Origin of the sequence: Mesoplasma chauliocola (genome assembly GCF_002290085.1) — a bacterium.
GTDB classification, from domain to species: Bacteria; Bacillota_I; Bacilli_A; order Mycoplasmatales; family Mycoplasmataceae; genus Mesoplasma; species Mesoplasma chauliocola.
This window is the reverse complement of record NZ_CP023173.1, coordinates 614237-631906: the sequence shown is the minus strand read 5'-3', so window position 1 is coordinate 631906 and position 17670 is coordinate 614237. Positions and strand designations below refer to the sequence as shown.

At 27.2% G+C, this 17670-nt stretch carries 13 protein-coding genes and 1 tRNA gene; all 14 read left to right on the top strand.

All coding sequences use genetic code 4. From position 1 onward, the window contains the following. Positions 1-65: 65 nt before the first annotated feature. Positions 66-812 (top strand): triose-phosphate isomerase, encoded by a 747-nt coding sequence (gene tpiA / locus CK556_RS02825; RefSeq protein ID WP_027875596.1) that lies wholly within the window; start codon positions 66-68, stop codon positions 810-812. A gap of 6 nt (positions 813-818) precedes the next feature. Beyond that, positions 819-1652 carry a Cof-type HAD-IIB family hydrolase gene (locus CK556_RS02820; RefSeq protein ID WP_027875595.1) on the top strand — a complete coding sequence of 278 codons (834 nt, stop codon included), beginning with the start codon at positions 819-821 and terminating at the stop codon, positions 1650-1652. Beyond that, positions 1653-3251: a 2,3-bisphosphoglycerate-independent phosphoglycerate mutase gene (gene gpmI, locus CK556_RS02815; RefSeq protein ID WP_027875594.1), complete on the top strand. Its 1599-nt coding sequence runs from the start codon at positions 1653-1655 to the stop codon at positions 3249-3251. Positions 3252-3503: 252 nt separating this feature from the next. Then, positions 3504-6161: a magnesium-translocating P-type ATPase gene (mgtA, locus tag CK556_RS02810; protein ID WP_027875593.1), complete on the top strand. Its 2658-nt coding sequence runs from the start codon at positions 3504-3506 to the stop codon at positions 6159-6161. A gap of 57 nt (positions 6162-6218) precedes the next feature. Continuing rightward, entirely contained in the window at positions 6219-6635 is a 417-nt protein-coding gene (gene tsaE, locus CK556_RS02805) for a tRNA (adenosine(37)-N6)-threonylcarbamoyltransferase complex ATPase subunit type 1 TsaE (RefSeq protein ID WP_051412759.1), read from the top strand. A 1-nt stretch (position 6636) separates the two neighbouring features. Beyond that, positions 6637-7206 carry a tRNA (adenosine(37)-N6)-threonylcarbamoyltransferase complex dimerization subunit type 1 TsaB gene (gene tsaB, locus CK556_RS02800; RefSeq protein WP_027875591.1) on the top strand — a complete coding sequence of 190 codons (570 nt, stop codon included), beginning with the start codon at positions 6637-6639 and terminating at the stop codon, positions 7204-7206. A gap of 91 nt (positions 7207-7297) precedes the next feature. Beyond that, positions 7298-7750 (top strand): 50S ribosomal protein L13, encoded by a 453-nt coding sequence (gene rplM, locus CK556_RS02795; protein ID WP_027875590.1) that lies wholly within the window; start codon positions 7298-7300, stop codon positions 7748-7750. Beyond that, the gene (rpsI, locus tag CK556_RS02790; protein ID WP_027875589.1) at positions 7750-8145 is read left to right on the top strand and encodes a 30S ribosomal protein S9; all 396 of its coding nucleotides are present in this window, start codon (positions 7750-7752) and stop codon (positions 8143-8145) included. The genes rplM and rpsI overlap by 1 nt, the downstream gene beginning before the upstream one ends. Positions 8146-8243: 98 nt before the next feature. After that, complete coding sequence (locus tag CK556_RS02785; RefSeq protein WP_027875588.1) at positions 8244-11705, top strand: AAA domain-containing protein; 3462 nt, start codon at positions 8244-8246, stop codon at positions 11703-11705. After that, the gene (locus tag CK556_RS02780; RefSeq protein ID WP_027875587.1) at positions 11689-12189 is read left to right on the top strand and encodes a hypothetical protein; all 501 of its coding nucleotides are present in this window, start codon (positions 11689-11691) and stop codon (positions 12187-12189) included. The genes CK556_RS02785 and CK556_RS02780 overlap by 17 nt, the downstream gene beginning before the upstream one ends. A 76-nt stretch (positions 12190-12265) precedes the next feature. Beyond that, positions 12266-12342 (top strand) — tRNA-Ile (locus CK556_RS02775). Positions 12343-12437: 95 nt separating this feature from the next. Beyond that, positions 12438-14843, top strand: a complete 2406-nt coding sequence (gene leuS, locus CK556_RS02770) for a leucine--tRNA ligase (RefSeq protein ID WP_027875586.1) — start codon at positions 12438-12440, stop codon at positions 14841-14843. 67 nt (positions 14844-14910) lie between these two features. Further along, positions 14911-16599 carry a hypothetical protein gene (locus CK556_RS02765; RefSeq protein ID WP_027875585.1) on the top strand — a complete coding sequence of 563 codons (1689 nt, stop codon included), beginning with the start codon at positions 14911-14913 and terminating at the stop codon, positions 16597-16599. Between the two features lie 119 nt (positions 16600-16718). Continuing rightward, positions 16719-17669, top strand: coding sequence for a DHH family phosphoesterase (locus tag CK556_RS02760; protein ID WP_036246685.1), 951 nt, complete (start codon positions 16719-16721; stop codon positions 17667-17669). Position 17670: the final 1 nt, after the last annotated feature.

Sequence of the window (17670 nt, the reverse complement as noted above, 5' to 3'; positions counted from 1 at the left end):
TTCTTTAATGATTTTAAGGTTTGTTGTATAATTTAAAATGTATAAAACACAAGAGGAGAAAAGATATGAGACAAAAAGTAATTTTCGGAAATTGAAAAATGAACGGAACAAATGCTGAACTTGTTACTTTCTTAAAAAAAGTTGATAAAGCTGCTAAGAAAACTGACGTAGTTGCAGGATTAGGGTTACCATTTACATTATTAGAAACAGGAATTGCAAAAGCAAAAAATGTTAAAGTTGCTGCACAAAATGTTCACTTTGCTGAAAAAGGTGCATTTACTGGAGAAGTTTCAATTTCAATGTTAAAAGAAGTTGGAGTTCAATATGTAATTATTGGTCACTCAGAGAGAAGAGAAATGTTTGCTGAAACTGATGAAACAGTTAACAAAAAAGCAACAGCATTAATTGCTGCTGGAATTACCCCAATTATTTGTTGTGGTGAAACTTTAGAAACAAAGGAAGCTAAAAAAACTGTAACATTTGTAAATGCACAAATTAAAAAGGCTTATAAAGGAATTAGTGCAGAAGATGCATTAAAAACAATTATTGCTTATGAACCAATTTGAGCAATTGGAACAGGTAAAACTGCAACAAGTGAAGATGCTGAAAAAGTTTGTGAAGCCATTCGTAAAAATTTAACAAAAATTTATGATGAAAAAACTGCACAACAAATTACTATTCAATATGGTGGAAGTGTTAACCCATCAAACATTGCTGAATTAATGTCACAACCAAACATTGATGGAGCACTTGTTGGAGGAGCTTCATTAAAAGCTGATGATTTTATTGCATTAATCAAATATAAAAAATAATTATTAATGAATGATATCAAGCTTTTAGTCTTAGACATGGATGGTACTTCTTATCACAAGATGGGGAATATTGTTGAGTCTAACATTAAACCATTACAAGATGCAATTAAAACTGGTACTAAAGTAGCTTTTGTTACTGGAAGACCAGTTTTAGCAAAACCAAATAATTTAAAGGCACATAATTTGGCCGAAGAGAATGCAATTTTAATTGGATGTAATTCAGGATGTATTTATGATTTAAATACTCAAACTGTTATAAAAAGTAATCCAATTAAATCTGACCAAGCTAAACAATTATTTGAAGAAGTTAAAAATACTGAAACAATTCTTTGAGGTTATGTTGATGATCTTAATACTGTTGTTCTATCAAGAAAAATTAAAGATGTAAATAATGAAGAATGTCACTGAGAAGGTAGATTTTTTGATGGCGAATATTTAATTTATGAAGATGTTAAGGAAAAATTTGATTTTAACTTTTTTAAAATTTTAGGTTTTAATGGAAACTATAATCTTTATAATAAATTTGAAAATGAATTTAAATTAAATATTGCAACAAATGATGGAAAAATAGCAGAAATTAATGCAAATGGAATTAATAAAAAATTTGCAATAGATTGATTATCTGAATATTTTAAAATTCCTTTAGATAACATTGCTGCAATGGGAGATGGAATGAATGATTTACCTATGATTGAGCATGCAGGTATTGGAGTAGCATTAAAAAACTCAGAACCAAAAATAAAAGAAGCAGCTCAAATCTATATAGACAAAGATAATACTGAAGGTGCTGTTGCAGAATTTGTTAACAAGTACATTCTAAATAAAGCGGAGGAAAATTAAATGAACGTTAAAAAACCTGTTATCTTAGCCATTTTAGATGGTTGAGGAATTGAAGAAGCTAGTGCAGGAAATGCTGTTACTAATGCTGATCAAAAATTTGTTAAGGAAATGATGGAAACTTATCCTTGAGTTAAAGCGCATGCTTCAGGAGAATGAGTTGGATTACCTGAAGGACAAATGGGTAACTCAGAAGTAGGCCATATTCACTTAGGCGCTGGAAGAATTAATATGGAATCTTTAGCTAAATTAAATCATGAAGTTAAAATTGATGGTTTTTCAACTAATGAAGTATTAGTTGACACATTTAAATATGTTCAAGCAAATAATAGTACTTTACATTTAATGGGTTTATTTTCAGATGGTGGAGTTCACTCACATATGAATCATATGATTTCAATGTATAAAGCAGCTGTTAAATTTGGATTAACAAACATTAAATTTGATTTAGTTACTGATGGTAGAGATACAGCACCAAAAGTTGCAGAACAATATATTAATCAATTATTACAAGTTATTAAAGAAAACAACAATATTGGTGAAATTGCTTCAATTAGTGGAAGATACTATGCAATGGACCGTGACAAAAGATTTGAAAGAAGTGCTGAAGCTTACAAAACAATGACTGAAAGAAAAGTTGATCAACCTAAATTTACTGATCCAATTGAATATGTTAAACAAGCATATGCAGCTGGTTTAGATGATGAAATGATTGTTCCTGCTTATAATGCAAGCGTTGTTGATTCAGAATTAAAAGCAAATGACGCAATGATCTTTACAAATTTCCGTCCTGACCGTGCTATTCAAATGGCATCAATTATGACAAATAAAACTTATGCAGCATGAAATGATGAAGCATTTCAAGGAATTGAATTTATTGGAGATAAAATTAGATTTGTTTCAACAATGAAATATGCAGATAGTGTAACTTCACCTTTTGTTGCATATCCACCAACTCCTTTAACAAATACATTAGGAGAATATATTTCAAGTTTAGGTTTAAAACAATTAAGAATTGCTGAAACTGAAAAAATTGCTCATGTTACATTCTTTTTTGATGGAGGAAATGATTACTTTAAAAATGGTCTAGCTAAGCAAGAAGAAATCACTTTACCTCATGCAAGCATTGATTTAATTTCTTCACCAAAAGTTGCAACTTATGATTTAAAACCAGAAATGTCTGCTGTTGAAATCACTGATAAATTATTAGAAGAAATTAAAAAAGACGAGTTTGACTTAATTGTTTTAAACTTTGCTAACTGTGATATGGTTGGACATACTGGTAATAATGAAGCAACTGTGAAAGCTGTTAAAGTATTAGATGAACAATTAAAACGTATTCATGACGAATTTGTTTTAAAACACAATGGTGTAATGGTTATTACTGCTGATCATGGTAACGCTGAAATTATGATTGATGAAAACGGGGGACCAAATAAAAAGCATACAACAAGTTTAGTACCAATTATTGTAACTGACAAGGATATTCAATTAAGTGAGTTTGAACCTGCAATTGCAAAAGTTGCGCCGACAATTTTAGATATTATGGGATTGGAAATTCCAAAGGAAATGACTCAATCTTCAATGATTATTAAAAAATAGTCAGGATTTGAAAAATAAATAATTAAAAATTTTAGAAAGTCACTTCAATAGTGATTTTTTGTTTTTTAAACTACATTTTATTATAGTAGTTGTTTTATGCTATAATTTCAAAAGATAAGAAAGAGGTGATTTTATGAGTATTCCATCCCAGAGTTTATTAAATAGATTAGATTTCATTACGAGTGCTTATATATCACTAATTTTTAAACGTTAAAGATTATTTATATTTAGGCATTCATAGATAGGGGATTTATGAAAAAACTAAAAAAATTAAATAATAATACAAAATTTGAATTAATCAATTATGTAGACTCTGATAATAATAAGTTATTAAAACAATTTGAAATAAATAAATTTGGATTAGATGATGAGCAAGTAGAAATAAATAGAGAAAAGTTTGCTGGAAAAGAATTAAAACCAGCAAGATTTAATGTTTTTCTTGTATTTATAAAAGCATTTTTTTCACCATTTAACATTATACTAATTGCAATTGATGCATTTAACTTTTATGAATATGCAACTGCTCCAGATACTTTTTCATTAGTAGCAGCTCTTATTGTGCTAATAATGATAATTGCTAGTGGAACAATGGCATTCGTTCAAGAAGTAAGATCTCACATTGTTATTAAAAAAATGATTAAGGAAAGTAAAAAAACTTCAAAGGTAATTAGAAATATTTCATATAATTACAAAGCTTTGGATAATGCTAATTCAATAAGAATGATTAAAGAAGCTGAAATGATTGAAAATGATGAATTAGTTCCCGGAGATATAATATATTTAGTTAATGGAGATATTATCCCAGCTGATGTTAGAATTTTATGATCAAATAATTTATATGTTAATCAATCATCATTAACAGGGGAAAGTTTCCCTGTTCAAAAAAAAGATTCAAATGATCATGAATTTGAATCACATCTAAGTTATCAAAATATTGGATATATGGGAACTGAAGTAATGTCTGGTAGTGGTTTGGCTATTGTTGTAGCTACTGGACAAAAGACTTATTTTTCATTAATTGATAATAAAGTAAAAGAAAAAAGAAAAAGTTCATCTTTTGAAAAAGGAATCAAGAGAATAACATTATATTTAATTGCATTTATGATTGCTGTTATACCTATTGTATTCTTAATTGCTGGATTTCAACAAGGAGATTGAATAAAAGGGTTATTATTTACTATTGCTATTGCAGTAGGGATAACACCTGAAATGTTGCCAATTATTGTTACTTCAAACTTAACAAGAGGTTATAAACAAATTGAAAAAGAAGAAATTATTGTTAAAAATTTAAACGCAGTGCAAAATATTGGAGCTATTGATATTTTATGTACAGATAAAACCGGAACTATTACTAGTGGTGAAATTAGTTTAGATAAAGTAACTGGAGTTAATGGTGAAAAATCTGAGTTTTTAGAAAACGTTTTATATTTAAATAGTTATTTTCAATCTGGATTTCAAAATCCTATTGATAGTGCTGTATTGTCATCAAAAATTAAAAAACCCGACGTTGACAGTTATACTAAAGAATGAGAAATTCCTTTTGATTTTGAAAGAAAAATATTATCCGTTATTTTAACAAGTAAAAAAGATAAAGAAATTTTTACAAAAGGTGCTGTTGAAGAGGTTTTAAAAGTATGTAATAGAATTTCAATTAATGGTAAGATTGAAAAACTAGATGCAAAACAGAAAAAAATCATTATTAAAAGAACACATGATCTAAACTTAGAAGGTTATCGTGTAATTGGAATAGCGCATAATGTTTTACAAGATGAAAATGTTGAAGAAGAACTAATCTTTTATGGATTTGGAACTTTCTTTGATAAACCTAAAAAAACATCTAAAAAATTAATTAAAAATTTAGCTGCAAAGGGTATATCAACAAAGGTTTTAACTGGTGATAATGAAGTTATTACAAGAGCAATTTGTAAAAATGTAGATTTTGAAATAACTAAATTATATTCAGGTAGTGAAATTGAAGCTATGGATGAAAGACAATTATTCAAAGCAGTAAAAGAAGCAAACGTTTTTGTTAAGTTATCTCCAATTCATAAATCAACAATCATTGCTGCTTTACAAGAGCAAGGGCATGTTGTTGGGTTTATGGGTGATGGAATTAATGATGCTCCAGTTCTTAGAGAATCAGATGTAGCTATTTCATTTAGTGAAGCATCAAATATTGCTCAAGATGCAGCAGATATGATTTTAACTGGAGAATCTTTAATGGCTATTGAAAAAGCTGTTGTTGAAGGACGTAAAAGCTTAGCTAATATGCTTAAATATATTAAAGTTACGGTTGCTTCAAATTTTGGTAATGTTATATCAGTTATTGTTGCATTGTTCTTAACAAGAGAAGAACCAATGTTAGCATTACACTTATTATTACAAAACTTATTATATGACTTTGTAATGTTTGCTCTAGTATTTGATAATGTTGATGAAGAGTACTTAGAAAAACCAAGGCCTTTTACAACAAAAAATATAATTTGATTTGCTGTAATTAATGGGCCTATAAGTTCTATATTTGATATTTCTACTTTCTTAGTATTAATATTTGGATATAAGCTTGTTCCATTCCAAGGAAGCGTCCCAGAAGGAAGCACAAACGCAATGCAATTCCATGCATCATGATTTGTTGTTGGCTTGATGACTCAAACTGCTGTTATGCAAGTTTATAGAACAGAAAAAATACCATTTGTTCAATCAAAATGTTCATTATCAATGTTAATTGCAACTATTGTAATTTGTTTATTTGCTGTATTAATACCATTTACACCAGCAAATCAACTAGTTCAAATGTCAACACCACCATGAACATTCTTATTTGTAGCACTAGGATTCGTAGGACTTTACGTAGTTCTGGCTCAATTAGTTAAAATACTATATATTAAAAAATTTAAAGAATGACTTTAATATAAATCAACTTGCTATTTAATGGCAAGTTTTTTTTAAAAATATTATAATGTATTTATGATTAAAACAATTATTTCAAAGTCAACTCAAGACACAACTAATATAGCAAAAGAAATTGCTCTTGACACAAAGGGAGAAATATTTATATTACTAAGCGGTGATCTAGGAGCTGGAAAAACAACATTTACAAAAGCGTTATTAAAAGAACTTGGAGTAACTGAAACTGTATCATCTCCAACTTTCACAATTTTAAATCAATATGATCTTAAAAGTAAAATAATAAATCACATGGATGCATATCGCTTAGACAAACATAGTGATTTAGAAATGTTTTTAGAACAATTTGAAGATTCAATTAATATTATTGAATGATGAACAAATTTGAATTTAGATTTAAAAACTAAAAAAATAATTAAAATAGATATAAAAAAAATTAGTGAATTTGAAAGAGAATTCATGATAGAAAGAAATTAAAGTGAAACTATTTATTGATACAACCAATTGACAATTATGTTTAATATTAATTGATGATAATAATAATATTGTTGAAGAATTTATTCAAAAGAATACAAAAAAAATTAGTGATATTACAATGACTAATATTGTTAGTCTTTTGGAAAAACATAATTTAAAGCTAAATCAAATTTCTAATTTTTATGTAACTAGGGGACCAGGAAGCTATACAGGTGTTAGAGTAGGTTTGACCATTGTAAAAACACTTAAAACCTTAAATAATAATATAAACGTTTTCTTAATTGATTCACTAAAATTACAAGCAGCTAATAAAAAATCTATAAGTTTATTAGACGCTAGATCAAATAAATGATTTTGTGGTGTTTATGATAAAAATAAAATTATTAAAGAACCGTATTTAATTGATGAAAATGAACTAAAAGATTTAGAAAAAAAACATTCAGATTTTCATGTAATTAAAGATTATGAAAATATTGATTTCAAAGTAAATGTTTTAAAATGTTTAGAACAATTTGAAAAAGTTAAAGAAGTAAACGAAATAATACCAATTTATATAAAAAATTTCATTTAGGAATTTAAATTTACAAGCAAATGTATTATAATATTTTTGCTTACTACATTTATAAGACCCCGGACAAGTCAAATAAGAGGAGAAAAAGCACATGAAACAAACAACATTAATTGCTGCAAAAGATATCAAAAAAAACTGATATATTGTTGATGCAGCAGGACAAAATGTGGGGAGATTATCTACAGAAGTAGCTAGAATCTTAAGAGGAAAACATAAAGTTGACTTCACACCTCACATGAATAATGGTGATCACGTTATCATCATTAACGCTGAAAAAGTATTATTTACTGGTAAAAAAGAATCAGATAAAATGTACTACCACCACTCAATGCACCCAGGTGGACTAAGAAGAAGAACTGTAGCAGTTCAAAGAGAATTAGATGCAACTAAAATTTTAGAAAGATCAATTCGTTTGATGTTACCAAAAAATGTTCAAGGAAGAAATCAATTTAGAGCTTTACACGTATTTGTTGGTGAAAACCACCCTTACACAGCTCAAAAACCAGAAGTTTTAACATTTGTAAAAAAAGGAGATAACAAATAATGGCAGAAAAAGTTATTTATAGAGGAACTGGAAGAAGAAAAACTTCTGTAGCTCAAGTTATCTTAACTCCTGGAAAAGGTAACATTACTGTTAATGGATTACCAGCATTAGAATTCTTCCCATATCCAACATTAGTTCAAGATTTAGAACAACCATTGGTTGCAACTGGAACAGAAAAAGATTTCGATATCACTGTTACAGTTAAAGGTGGAGGATTCACTGGTCAAGCTGGAGCAACTCGTTTAGGAATTGCTAGAGCATTGTTAGCAGCTAGTGAAGACTACAGAAAAGGGTTAAGAGCTGTTGGGTTATTAACTCGTGATGCACGTATTAAAGAACGTAAAAAATACGGATTACGTGGAGCACGTAGAGCACCTCAATACTCAAAACGTTAATCATATATTTTCAGCAAAAAACTCTTCAAGGAGTTTTTTTTATGTTTTTTAGTTAGAATATATTTAGCAATAGCAAAAAAAATAAGACCGGAGAAATTATGAATAATATAGAGTTAATGAATGAATTTAAATCACGTTTATTAAATACGACTAGAAGAGGAAGCACATTTTATAATAGTTTTTTAAAAAATTCACAAACAATAAACTTATATAAATTTGAAAAAAAAGGATTATTGACAGAATTTGAAACTTTAAACCAAAAGATTTCTAAAAATAAAATTGAAATTGATTTTAGAAATAATACTGAAGAATTTAAATCAAAAAAATATATAGAAATTAATAGTTATATAAAAGAGCTTAAAAATATAATAAGTAAAAATAAAAGTTTAGCATCAGAGAAAAATCAAGAATGTATGTACTTAGGAAAGTATTTTATTCATGGGCTTTTAGGAAATGAAGAAAAAGACTACTTTAGAGCACCCATTTTATTAAATAAAGTATCAGTCGAAAATTATGGCCAAACATTTATTATTGAAATTCAAAATGAATTTGTAATAAACAACGCCCTTTTTAATTTAATAGCAAATAAAAATAATCTTAAATGAAATTTTTATGAATACAATTCAGAAGATTTTTTAGATTATGAAACAACAATACAAACAATAAAAAGATTGCTAAACTTTGCTGGATTAAATTTCGAACTTAATGATCAAGTATTTTTAAATACATTTAACAATATTTTTTCAGATATAAAAGGTTACACAAAAAAAGAAACCAAGGAAAGATATTTAGAGAACGGTTTTAAAAAAGGCTTCAAAGTATACCCATTAGATATTTGTGCTATTGGTATTTTTGATTTAGCTGCAGGTAACATTTTATCAGCATATTCAGAATTCGAAAATGATCATAATTTTCTTAAAGAAATATCAAATGAAGTATTTGATATTTTTAATGCTAATGTCTCTGAAACAAAAGACAATGAAATTAAAACAATATCAATTTTAGATCATTCACAAAAAGATGCAGTTAAAAATTCTTTAAAACAATCAACTTTCATTTTTGGCCCACCTGGTACAGGAAAATCTCAAACAATAGTTAATTTAATCGCAAATATAATTAGTATGAATAAAATTGCAAAGAAAGCAATTTTTATTACAGAAAAAAGAGTGGCATCAAATGTAGTTTATGATAAATTAAATAAATTAAACAATTTTGTATTAATGCTACATAACAATGAAAGTGCAAAAGAAATACATGAAAAAATTTCTGCTTTTTACAATGTAGTGAAAAATGATATACTTAAGAAAAAACAATTAGGAATCTATAACACTTTTAATGATATATCAAATGAATATGATGATAAACTTGAAGAAATCATTGAAAATCTTAAAACTTATAAAAAAGTAATGGGTAGTGATAAAGGTAAAAATTATTTAAAAAGCTTAAAAATAATTTCTAACAAAAGTATTGATAATTCTTTTGAACTAAACAATATTTTGTATGAAAGAGTTTTTCAAAATTTTAATTTAATAACAAATAAAGAAATATTAAATGCGCTCAAAAGAGTAAGTAAATGTTTTAATGTGCCTTTTGAAGAAACAAATATTTTAGTTGATTTAATTTTTAAATTAGCCAAATTTAGAGAAATAATTTTCAATTCAAAAATTAAAAACAAAGTTTCATTAAAGATTGGTATTTTCTCAAAAAAGAAATTTAATAATTTCATTAATTCAAAAGAATTTAGTGATTCAATAAGTGAATTGGACAATTGTTCTGAAATCATGGGTTACATCTCTAAAGAAGAATTATTTGACTTAATCCAAACTATAAGTTTATTCAAAAACGAAAATGTTTGTGTAGAAGACATTTATAATTTTTATAATAATAATTTCGAATCTGAAAATTTAAGTATTTTAGAATGAAATAAGACTGATTGAATGAAAGAATTTAAAAAGCAAATGAAATTAAAAAATGAAAATGATCTAAATGACATACATGCAAAAAGAATTAATTATATAAGCAATACAATTTTAAACGGAAGATACTATGATATAAAAACAGAAACAGAAAAAGAACTTTCTTCATTATTTAATTTGATGGGAAAAAAAATTGAATCCGTTAAAACAAATGTTAGATTAAAAACTTGATTTGATAATTTCTACCCATTAATTGAATTGATGTACCCAATTATATTTGCATCACCTGAAACAATTTCAAATATAAGAATTATACCAATGGAAAAAGAAGAGTTTGAATATTGTATTTTTGATGAAGCTTCACAAATTTTTATTGAGAAATGTTTACCAGCAATGTTCAGATCAAAAAAATTCATTATTGCTGGAGATGACCAACAATTAGAACCAACAGATTTTTTCTCAACAAGAAATAAAATAGAAAACGAATATACAGAAGGCATATCTAATGAACAAGAAGAATTGTTAGAATTTTCAAATAACGAATCACTAATTGATTTCGCCAAAGGAAGATATAGAAGATACATGCTTAATTTTCATTATAGAAGTAAGTATGAAGAACTTATTCAGTTCTCTAATTATAAATATTATGAAGGTAAACTAAATGTTGTTAGTGACCCATGAAATCCTTATTCAAAACCTATTGAAGTTATTGATGTTAAAGGATATAAACAAAATGATGTTAATATTGTTGAAGCTGAAGAATGTATCAAATTATTAAGAAAAATTGTTAAAACTGAAAATGAGAAATCAATAGGTATTATTACATTTAATCAACACCAACAAAAATATATAGAAGCTTTAGTTGAAAAAGAAATTGAAACTAATGCAGATTTAAATGAAAACTATAATAGAAAAGATAAAGATAAAGCTTTGTTCATTAAAAATATAGAAAATGTGCAAGGTGATGAAAGAGATATAATTATTTTTTCAATAAGTTTTTCTAAAGATTTGCAAGGTTCATTTAGAAATAATTTTGGACCAATAAATCAAGTTGGTGGAGAAAAAAGATTAAATGTTGCAATATCAAGGGCAAAAGAAAAAATGTATATAATTAAATCGATCCAATCCGAAATTATGAATCCAAAAAAAGAATCAATTGGTGCAGTAAATTTTAAAGCATTTTTAAAATATTCTGAGTTATTGCAAAATCATGAAATTAATGATCGCAAAATCCAACTATTGTTAAATAATAAAAATGATATTAATATAAAAGCAGAAATGAGTGAAATATTGCAATTTGATTCAGACTTTGAAGAAGAAGTTTACAATGAAATAAACAAGAAAATAGAATCTAGATATATAATTAAAACCCAAGTTCCTTGTAGCGGTTACAAAATTGATCAAGCAATTTATGATTTGAAAGATAATAAATTTGTATTAGCAATTGAGTGTGATGGCTGAGCATATCATTCGTCAGCATATGATAGACAAAGAGATGTCGAAAGACAAATTTTCTTAGAAAATAGAGGATGAAACTTTATAAGAATTTCATCAACTGATTGATGAAACAAAGATAAAGTGAATAGAAATAAATTCTTAAATGAAATAAATTATAGATTAAAGGAGAATGAAAAAAATGACTAGCTTTTTGCCAATAATAATATTTATAGTTATTTTTGGCTTTTTTGCTTTATTTTTATTAACAGCATTAGCAAGCAAAAAAGCCAGAGAAGATTTTGAAATAGAAATAGAAAATATAATTGCTTTGTCTCTTAATTCTTTGGGTAGAAATGGTTATGAATGAAAAAATCTTGATAATAAGGCCCACTTAATTAGTAGTATAAGAAATGAAATTGTAGATCAAAGAAAAGGTGGTTATTCATTGAAGCCTTCTGTTAAATCAAGGGGACCTAAAAAAATGAATCAGTTAAAGAACTTAGTTGATTATTGAGTTAAGCAAGATTTATCTGAAAAAAACTATTTTAAAACAGAAATTTCAGATGCAATTAAGGAATATGAAAACAAATCTAATTCATATGAAAATAAAGTTAAGAGGCAAACAAATGTTTCTCAAAATTTATCTGATGAAGAAAGAAAAAAATACAAAAAAAGTAGAGTAGTTGAATAAAAAGAGATATACTTCTTACTTTTATTCTTTTTTCTATTGACTTAATATTGTAAAAATAATACAATATTTTTGTTTTCGGAATATAGCTCAGCTGGTTAGAGCACTCCGCTGATAACGGAGAGGTCGTTGGTTCAAGTCCAATTATTCCGACCATTAGATATCACAAGTAATAATCATTTGATTATTACTTTTTTTATTTTTTAAAAATAGTAAAATTAATAATAGTTTATATTTACAAGGAGTTTAAAATGGAATTTTCACATAAAGCAATTGAGAAAAAATGAAAAAAATATTGAGAAGAAAATAATACAAATAAAACAACTAATACATCTGATAAAAAATCTTATGTATTGGATATGTTCCCATACCCAAGTGGAGCTGGTATTCATGTTGGTCATGTTAAAGGTTATACTGCAACTGATGTTTTTTCTCGTTATAAAAAAATGAATGGATATGATGTTTTACACCCAATGGGTTGAGATGCATTTGGATTACCAGCAGAACAATATGCATTAAAAACAGGTAATGATCCAATTGATTTCACTTTAGAAAATATTAAAACATTTAAACGCCAATTAAAAATGATGGGATTTAGTTATGACTTTGATAAAGAAATATCAACAGCTAATCCAAACTATTACAAAATAACACAATGAATATTTAATCAATTATATAAAAAAGATTTAGCAGAAAATCGTGACGTTGAAGTTAACTGATGTCAAGAATTAGGAACTGTTTTAGCTAATGATGAAATTATTGAAAAAGATGGATTAATGGTTAGTGAGCGTGGAGAACACCCTGTGACTAAACGTAAAATGCGTCAATGAGTTTTAAAGATTACAGAATATGCTGATCGTTTATTAGAAGGATTAGATGAGCTAGAATGAAATAGTTCAATTAAAGATTTACAAAGAAATTGAATTGGTAAATCAACTGGTGTTGAATTAGACTTTTTAGTTAATGATATTAAAGTATCTGTATTCACTACTAGAATAGATACTATTTATGGAGTTAGTTATATTGTTTTGGCTCCAGAGCATGAACAAGTATTAAATATTACAACTCCAGAACAATTAAAAGAAGTACAAACATATATTGAACTAGCAAAAAACAAATCAGAGATTGATCGTAAAGATGAATCAAAACCAAAAACTGGAGTTTTCACTGGAAGCTATGCAACTAATCCACATACGAATGAGTTAGTTCAAGTTTGAATTAGTGATTATGTTCTAGCAAATTATGGAACTGGTGCTGTTATGGCTGTGCCTGCTCATGATAAAAGAGATTGAGATTTTGCAACTAAATTTAATTTAGAGAAAAAATTTGTTATTGAAAACAAGACTGATGAAAAAGCTTTTGTTGGAGAAGGTAAAATTATCAACTCAGATATTTTAAATGGGATGGATAAAAAACAAGCTATTCAAACAATGACAAAAATTGCCATTGATCAAGGTTGAGGAAGAGAGCAAACAAACTATAAACTAAGAGATTGATTATTCTCACGTCAAAGATTTTATGGTGAACCATTCCCAGTCTTATATGGACCAAATCAAGAAATAACACTAATTGAAGATTTACCAGTTGAATTACCAAGAATTACAAACATTAAACCAAGTGGTACTGGAGAATCACCTTTAGCAAATGTTGCAGAATGAGTTAATGTTGAAATTGATGGTATTAAATATAGAAGAGAAACAAATACAATGCCACAATCTGCTGGTTCAAGTTGATATTATTTAGCTTACATCTTAGCTGATGGAGAAAATGATTTTATTAATATAGATAGTGAAGAAGCGAAGAGACGCTTTGAAAAATGAATGCCAGTTGATTTATATGTTGGTGGACAAGAGCATGCAGTTGGCCACTTATTATATGCAAGATTTTGAAACTATGTTTTATTTGACTTAGGTATAACAAATGTAAAAGAACCATTTAAACAATTGTTTAATCAAGGAATGATTTTAGGACCAGATGGAAGAAAAATGTCAAAATCATGAGGTAATGTAATCAACCCTGATAATATTGTATCTACACATGGTGCTGATAGTTTAAGATTGTATGAAATGTTTATGGGACCTTTGGATGCTTCTTTGCCTTGAAATGAAGAAGGTTTAGATTCAGCATTAAAATGAATTCACAGAGCATACAGAATGGTTGTATCAAGTGAACTAACTGATATAAACGATAATAAATTAGACTTTGTTTATAATGATGTTGTTAAAAATGTTAGTGAAATGATTGAATCATTAAAATTTAATACAGCTATTTCACAATTAATGATATTTGTTAATGCAGTTTATAAACATGAAGGACCAGTTTATCGCCCTTATATTGAAGGTTTTGTAAAAATGTTAAGTATCTATGCTCCATTTATTGGAGAAGAATTGTGAGAAAAATTAGGACACTCACCTTCTATAATAAAAGAAGCTTGACCAGTGTTTGATCCAACTAAATTAATTTCAAATACTGTTGTTGTTGCTTTACAAATTAATGGAAAATTAAGAGCAACAATTGAAGTTGAAAAAGGAACTATAAAAGACAAACTATTAGAGTTAGCTAAAAAGCATGAAAATATTATTAACTACATAAAAGATAAAGAAATTATTAAAGAAATTGCTGTTGTAGATAGAATAGTTAACATAGTAATTAAATAAAAGTAAAAAACGAACAACTTTCGTTTTTTTTGTTATAATATTTTGGTTACAAGAAAGGATAGAAAAAATGAGAAAAACAGTTAGATTAGTTATTTTATTACTAGTTGTTGCAGTTATTTACTTTGGTTATTCTGCTTGAATTGACTCAGTTGCTATTTATAACATTGGTGCAGTTCAATTAGGGTCAGGTACAAACTGAAACAAAACACTAGATGAATTATTAGCTGTATCAGGAATTACAAATTCTACTCAGTTAGATGAAATTTTAAATGCTGCTGGTTCAAGCTTAAAAGCTATTGATCTTTTAGTTGCAGTTCCTTCTACTGGAGGAACTGGAAGTGGAACATCAAGTTTTCTAACTTCAAGTGCATTTACTCTTGGAGGAGCTACAAATGTAGAATTTGTTAAAATTCTTATTGCAGATGCTAATACAAAACTTGTTGATGGAGCAACACCATATGTACTAAAAGGATTTATGGCAGCTAACTCATTATTAAAAACATTATTGGATCCATTCAAAATGATTTTAGTTGGGGGAGTATTCGCAATGTTTGTTCCATTAACAAAACAATTATTATTTGGAACAGTTATTGGTATGAAATCATACATGAAAAATCGTCAATCAAATGTTTTATATAATTACCAAAAAACAATTCAATTTACAGAAGAATTACAAGTTAAGTTAGCTGAAGGAAACTATGATGCAGTTAAAGCAGCATATGCTTCATACTCAGGATTAGCTTTCAAACCAGAATTCTTAAATACAATGATGGATGAAATTTGTTCAGTATTGATTAAAGAAGGAGATTTAACAGTTTTTGCTGAAGCAGCAAAAGTTATAACTAAATCAATTAAAGAAATGTATGAAAAAGAAAGAAGACGTTCAATTAATGGTCGTGGAGATGAATTATTCTTTGACTTAAAACGTGGTTATGAATATTGTGCATCAGGTTCAAAATACTCAATCGCTTATCATAAAGCATTGCAAAAGAAAGCAGATAACAACTTAGGGTGAAAAATTTATAGTTTAGAAATTTTTAAATTTAACTTCTTCTTAGTTGCTATGTTTATTCCTGCAGTAATTATTTCAGCATTTATTGGTGGATTAGTTAATGGATTAATTAATAACTTATCAGGAGACGTTAAAACATTAGCTGTTGCTGCAACATTCTTTATTTCTTGAGTTATTTTAACTATTATTGCTCATGCAGTAATGATTTTTAGAAATGAAAAATACAAAAATATTAAAAATATTTTAGTTAAACCAGCTTTAGTATTCTACTCATTATACTTATTAACTTTTATTACAATTTCAGCTGGAATTGTTGGAGTTTCAAAAGTTGATATAGTTGCTCCAGGATCATCAGCTCAAATTTGAGTTTGATTCTCAGCAGTAGCTTACTTAGTATTATCAACAAGTTTAATTTTCTATGTTATTGCTACATTAGTTGATAGTTTTAAACAACACAATACATTATCTAAGAAATTATTAGTTGATGGTATTATCTTACCTTCAATTGCTTGAACTATCGCAACTGTTTCAAACTTTATGTCATTATATGGACCATCAGATCATAATCTAGGTACTATATTTGCAGCTATTAATGGAGTTACATTAGTTGGATTCTGAATTTACTTATCAATTTCAAGTTTCTTAATCAACAACCTAATTTCACCAAACATGGCTAGAGAATTACGTAAAGCTGTTGAAGCAGACGCAATTAAAAAGAAAAAATCTTCTAAAGCAACTAAATAATCAGTTTCTTAGAAACATAATAATAAAATTAGTAATTCTTATGAATTACTTTTTTATTTTTTAATATAAAAGTTCAAAAGATTAATTTGGTAAAATATATTTATTAAATAAGGAGAATTATGAGTATTTATAAACAAATAAAAGAAATAATTGAAAAGTATCAAAAAATAATAATATTGAGACATGTTATTCCAGATGGAGATGCATATGGCTCACAATTAGGACTAAAAGAGTTAATTAAAACAAATTATCCTAATAAAGAAGTTTATGCTTTTGGAGAAGAAATCGAATATTTAAAACATGCTGGAAAACCTGATCAATTTAAAGATGAGGCAATATTTAAAGATGCTTTAGTTATTGTTACAGATTGTGGTAATGTTGAAAGAATCGATAATCAAAATTATGATAAAGGTGCTTATTTAGTTAAAATTGATCATCATCCAGATGTAACACTTTATGGTAATTTATCTTGAGTAGATGTAAGCTATACAAGCGCTAGTGAAATGATTGGAGATTTAGCAATTCAATTAGGATGAAAAATAACTCCTGAAGCAGCTAGAGTTATTTATCATGGTATTTGTACTGATAGTGGAAGATTTTTATTTGGAGGATTATCAGCAAGAACATTTGAAGTATGTGCTAAATTAATAGATACTGGATTTGATGTATTTGAAATGTATAAAACAATGTATAAACGTTCATTTCCAGTATTAGCATTGCAATCAGAATTAATTGCATCAGCAAAAATCACTGATCACAAGGTTGGGTATGTGATATTGCCTGATGAGTTAATGAAAAAATATAATTTAAGCTATGATGAAAATGGTAAATTTTCGAATTTATTAAAAGACATTGAAGGAATTGATATTTGAATTACATTTTCAATCAGAGAAGATACTAGATGAAGAGTTGAATTCCGTTCTAATGGAATAGCAGTTAATTATTTAGCGGTTAAATGAGGTGGAGGCGGTCATAAAATGGCCGCTGGTGCTATAATTGATAATTTAGAGCAAGCAATGCAAATTGTTGAAGACGCTAATCAAATGATTAAAGACAGCGAAAATAATTAAT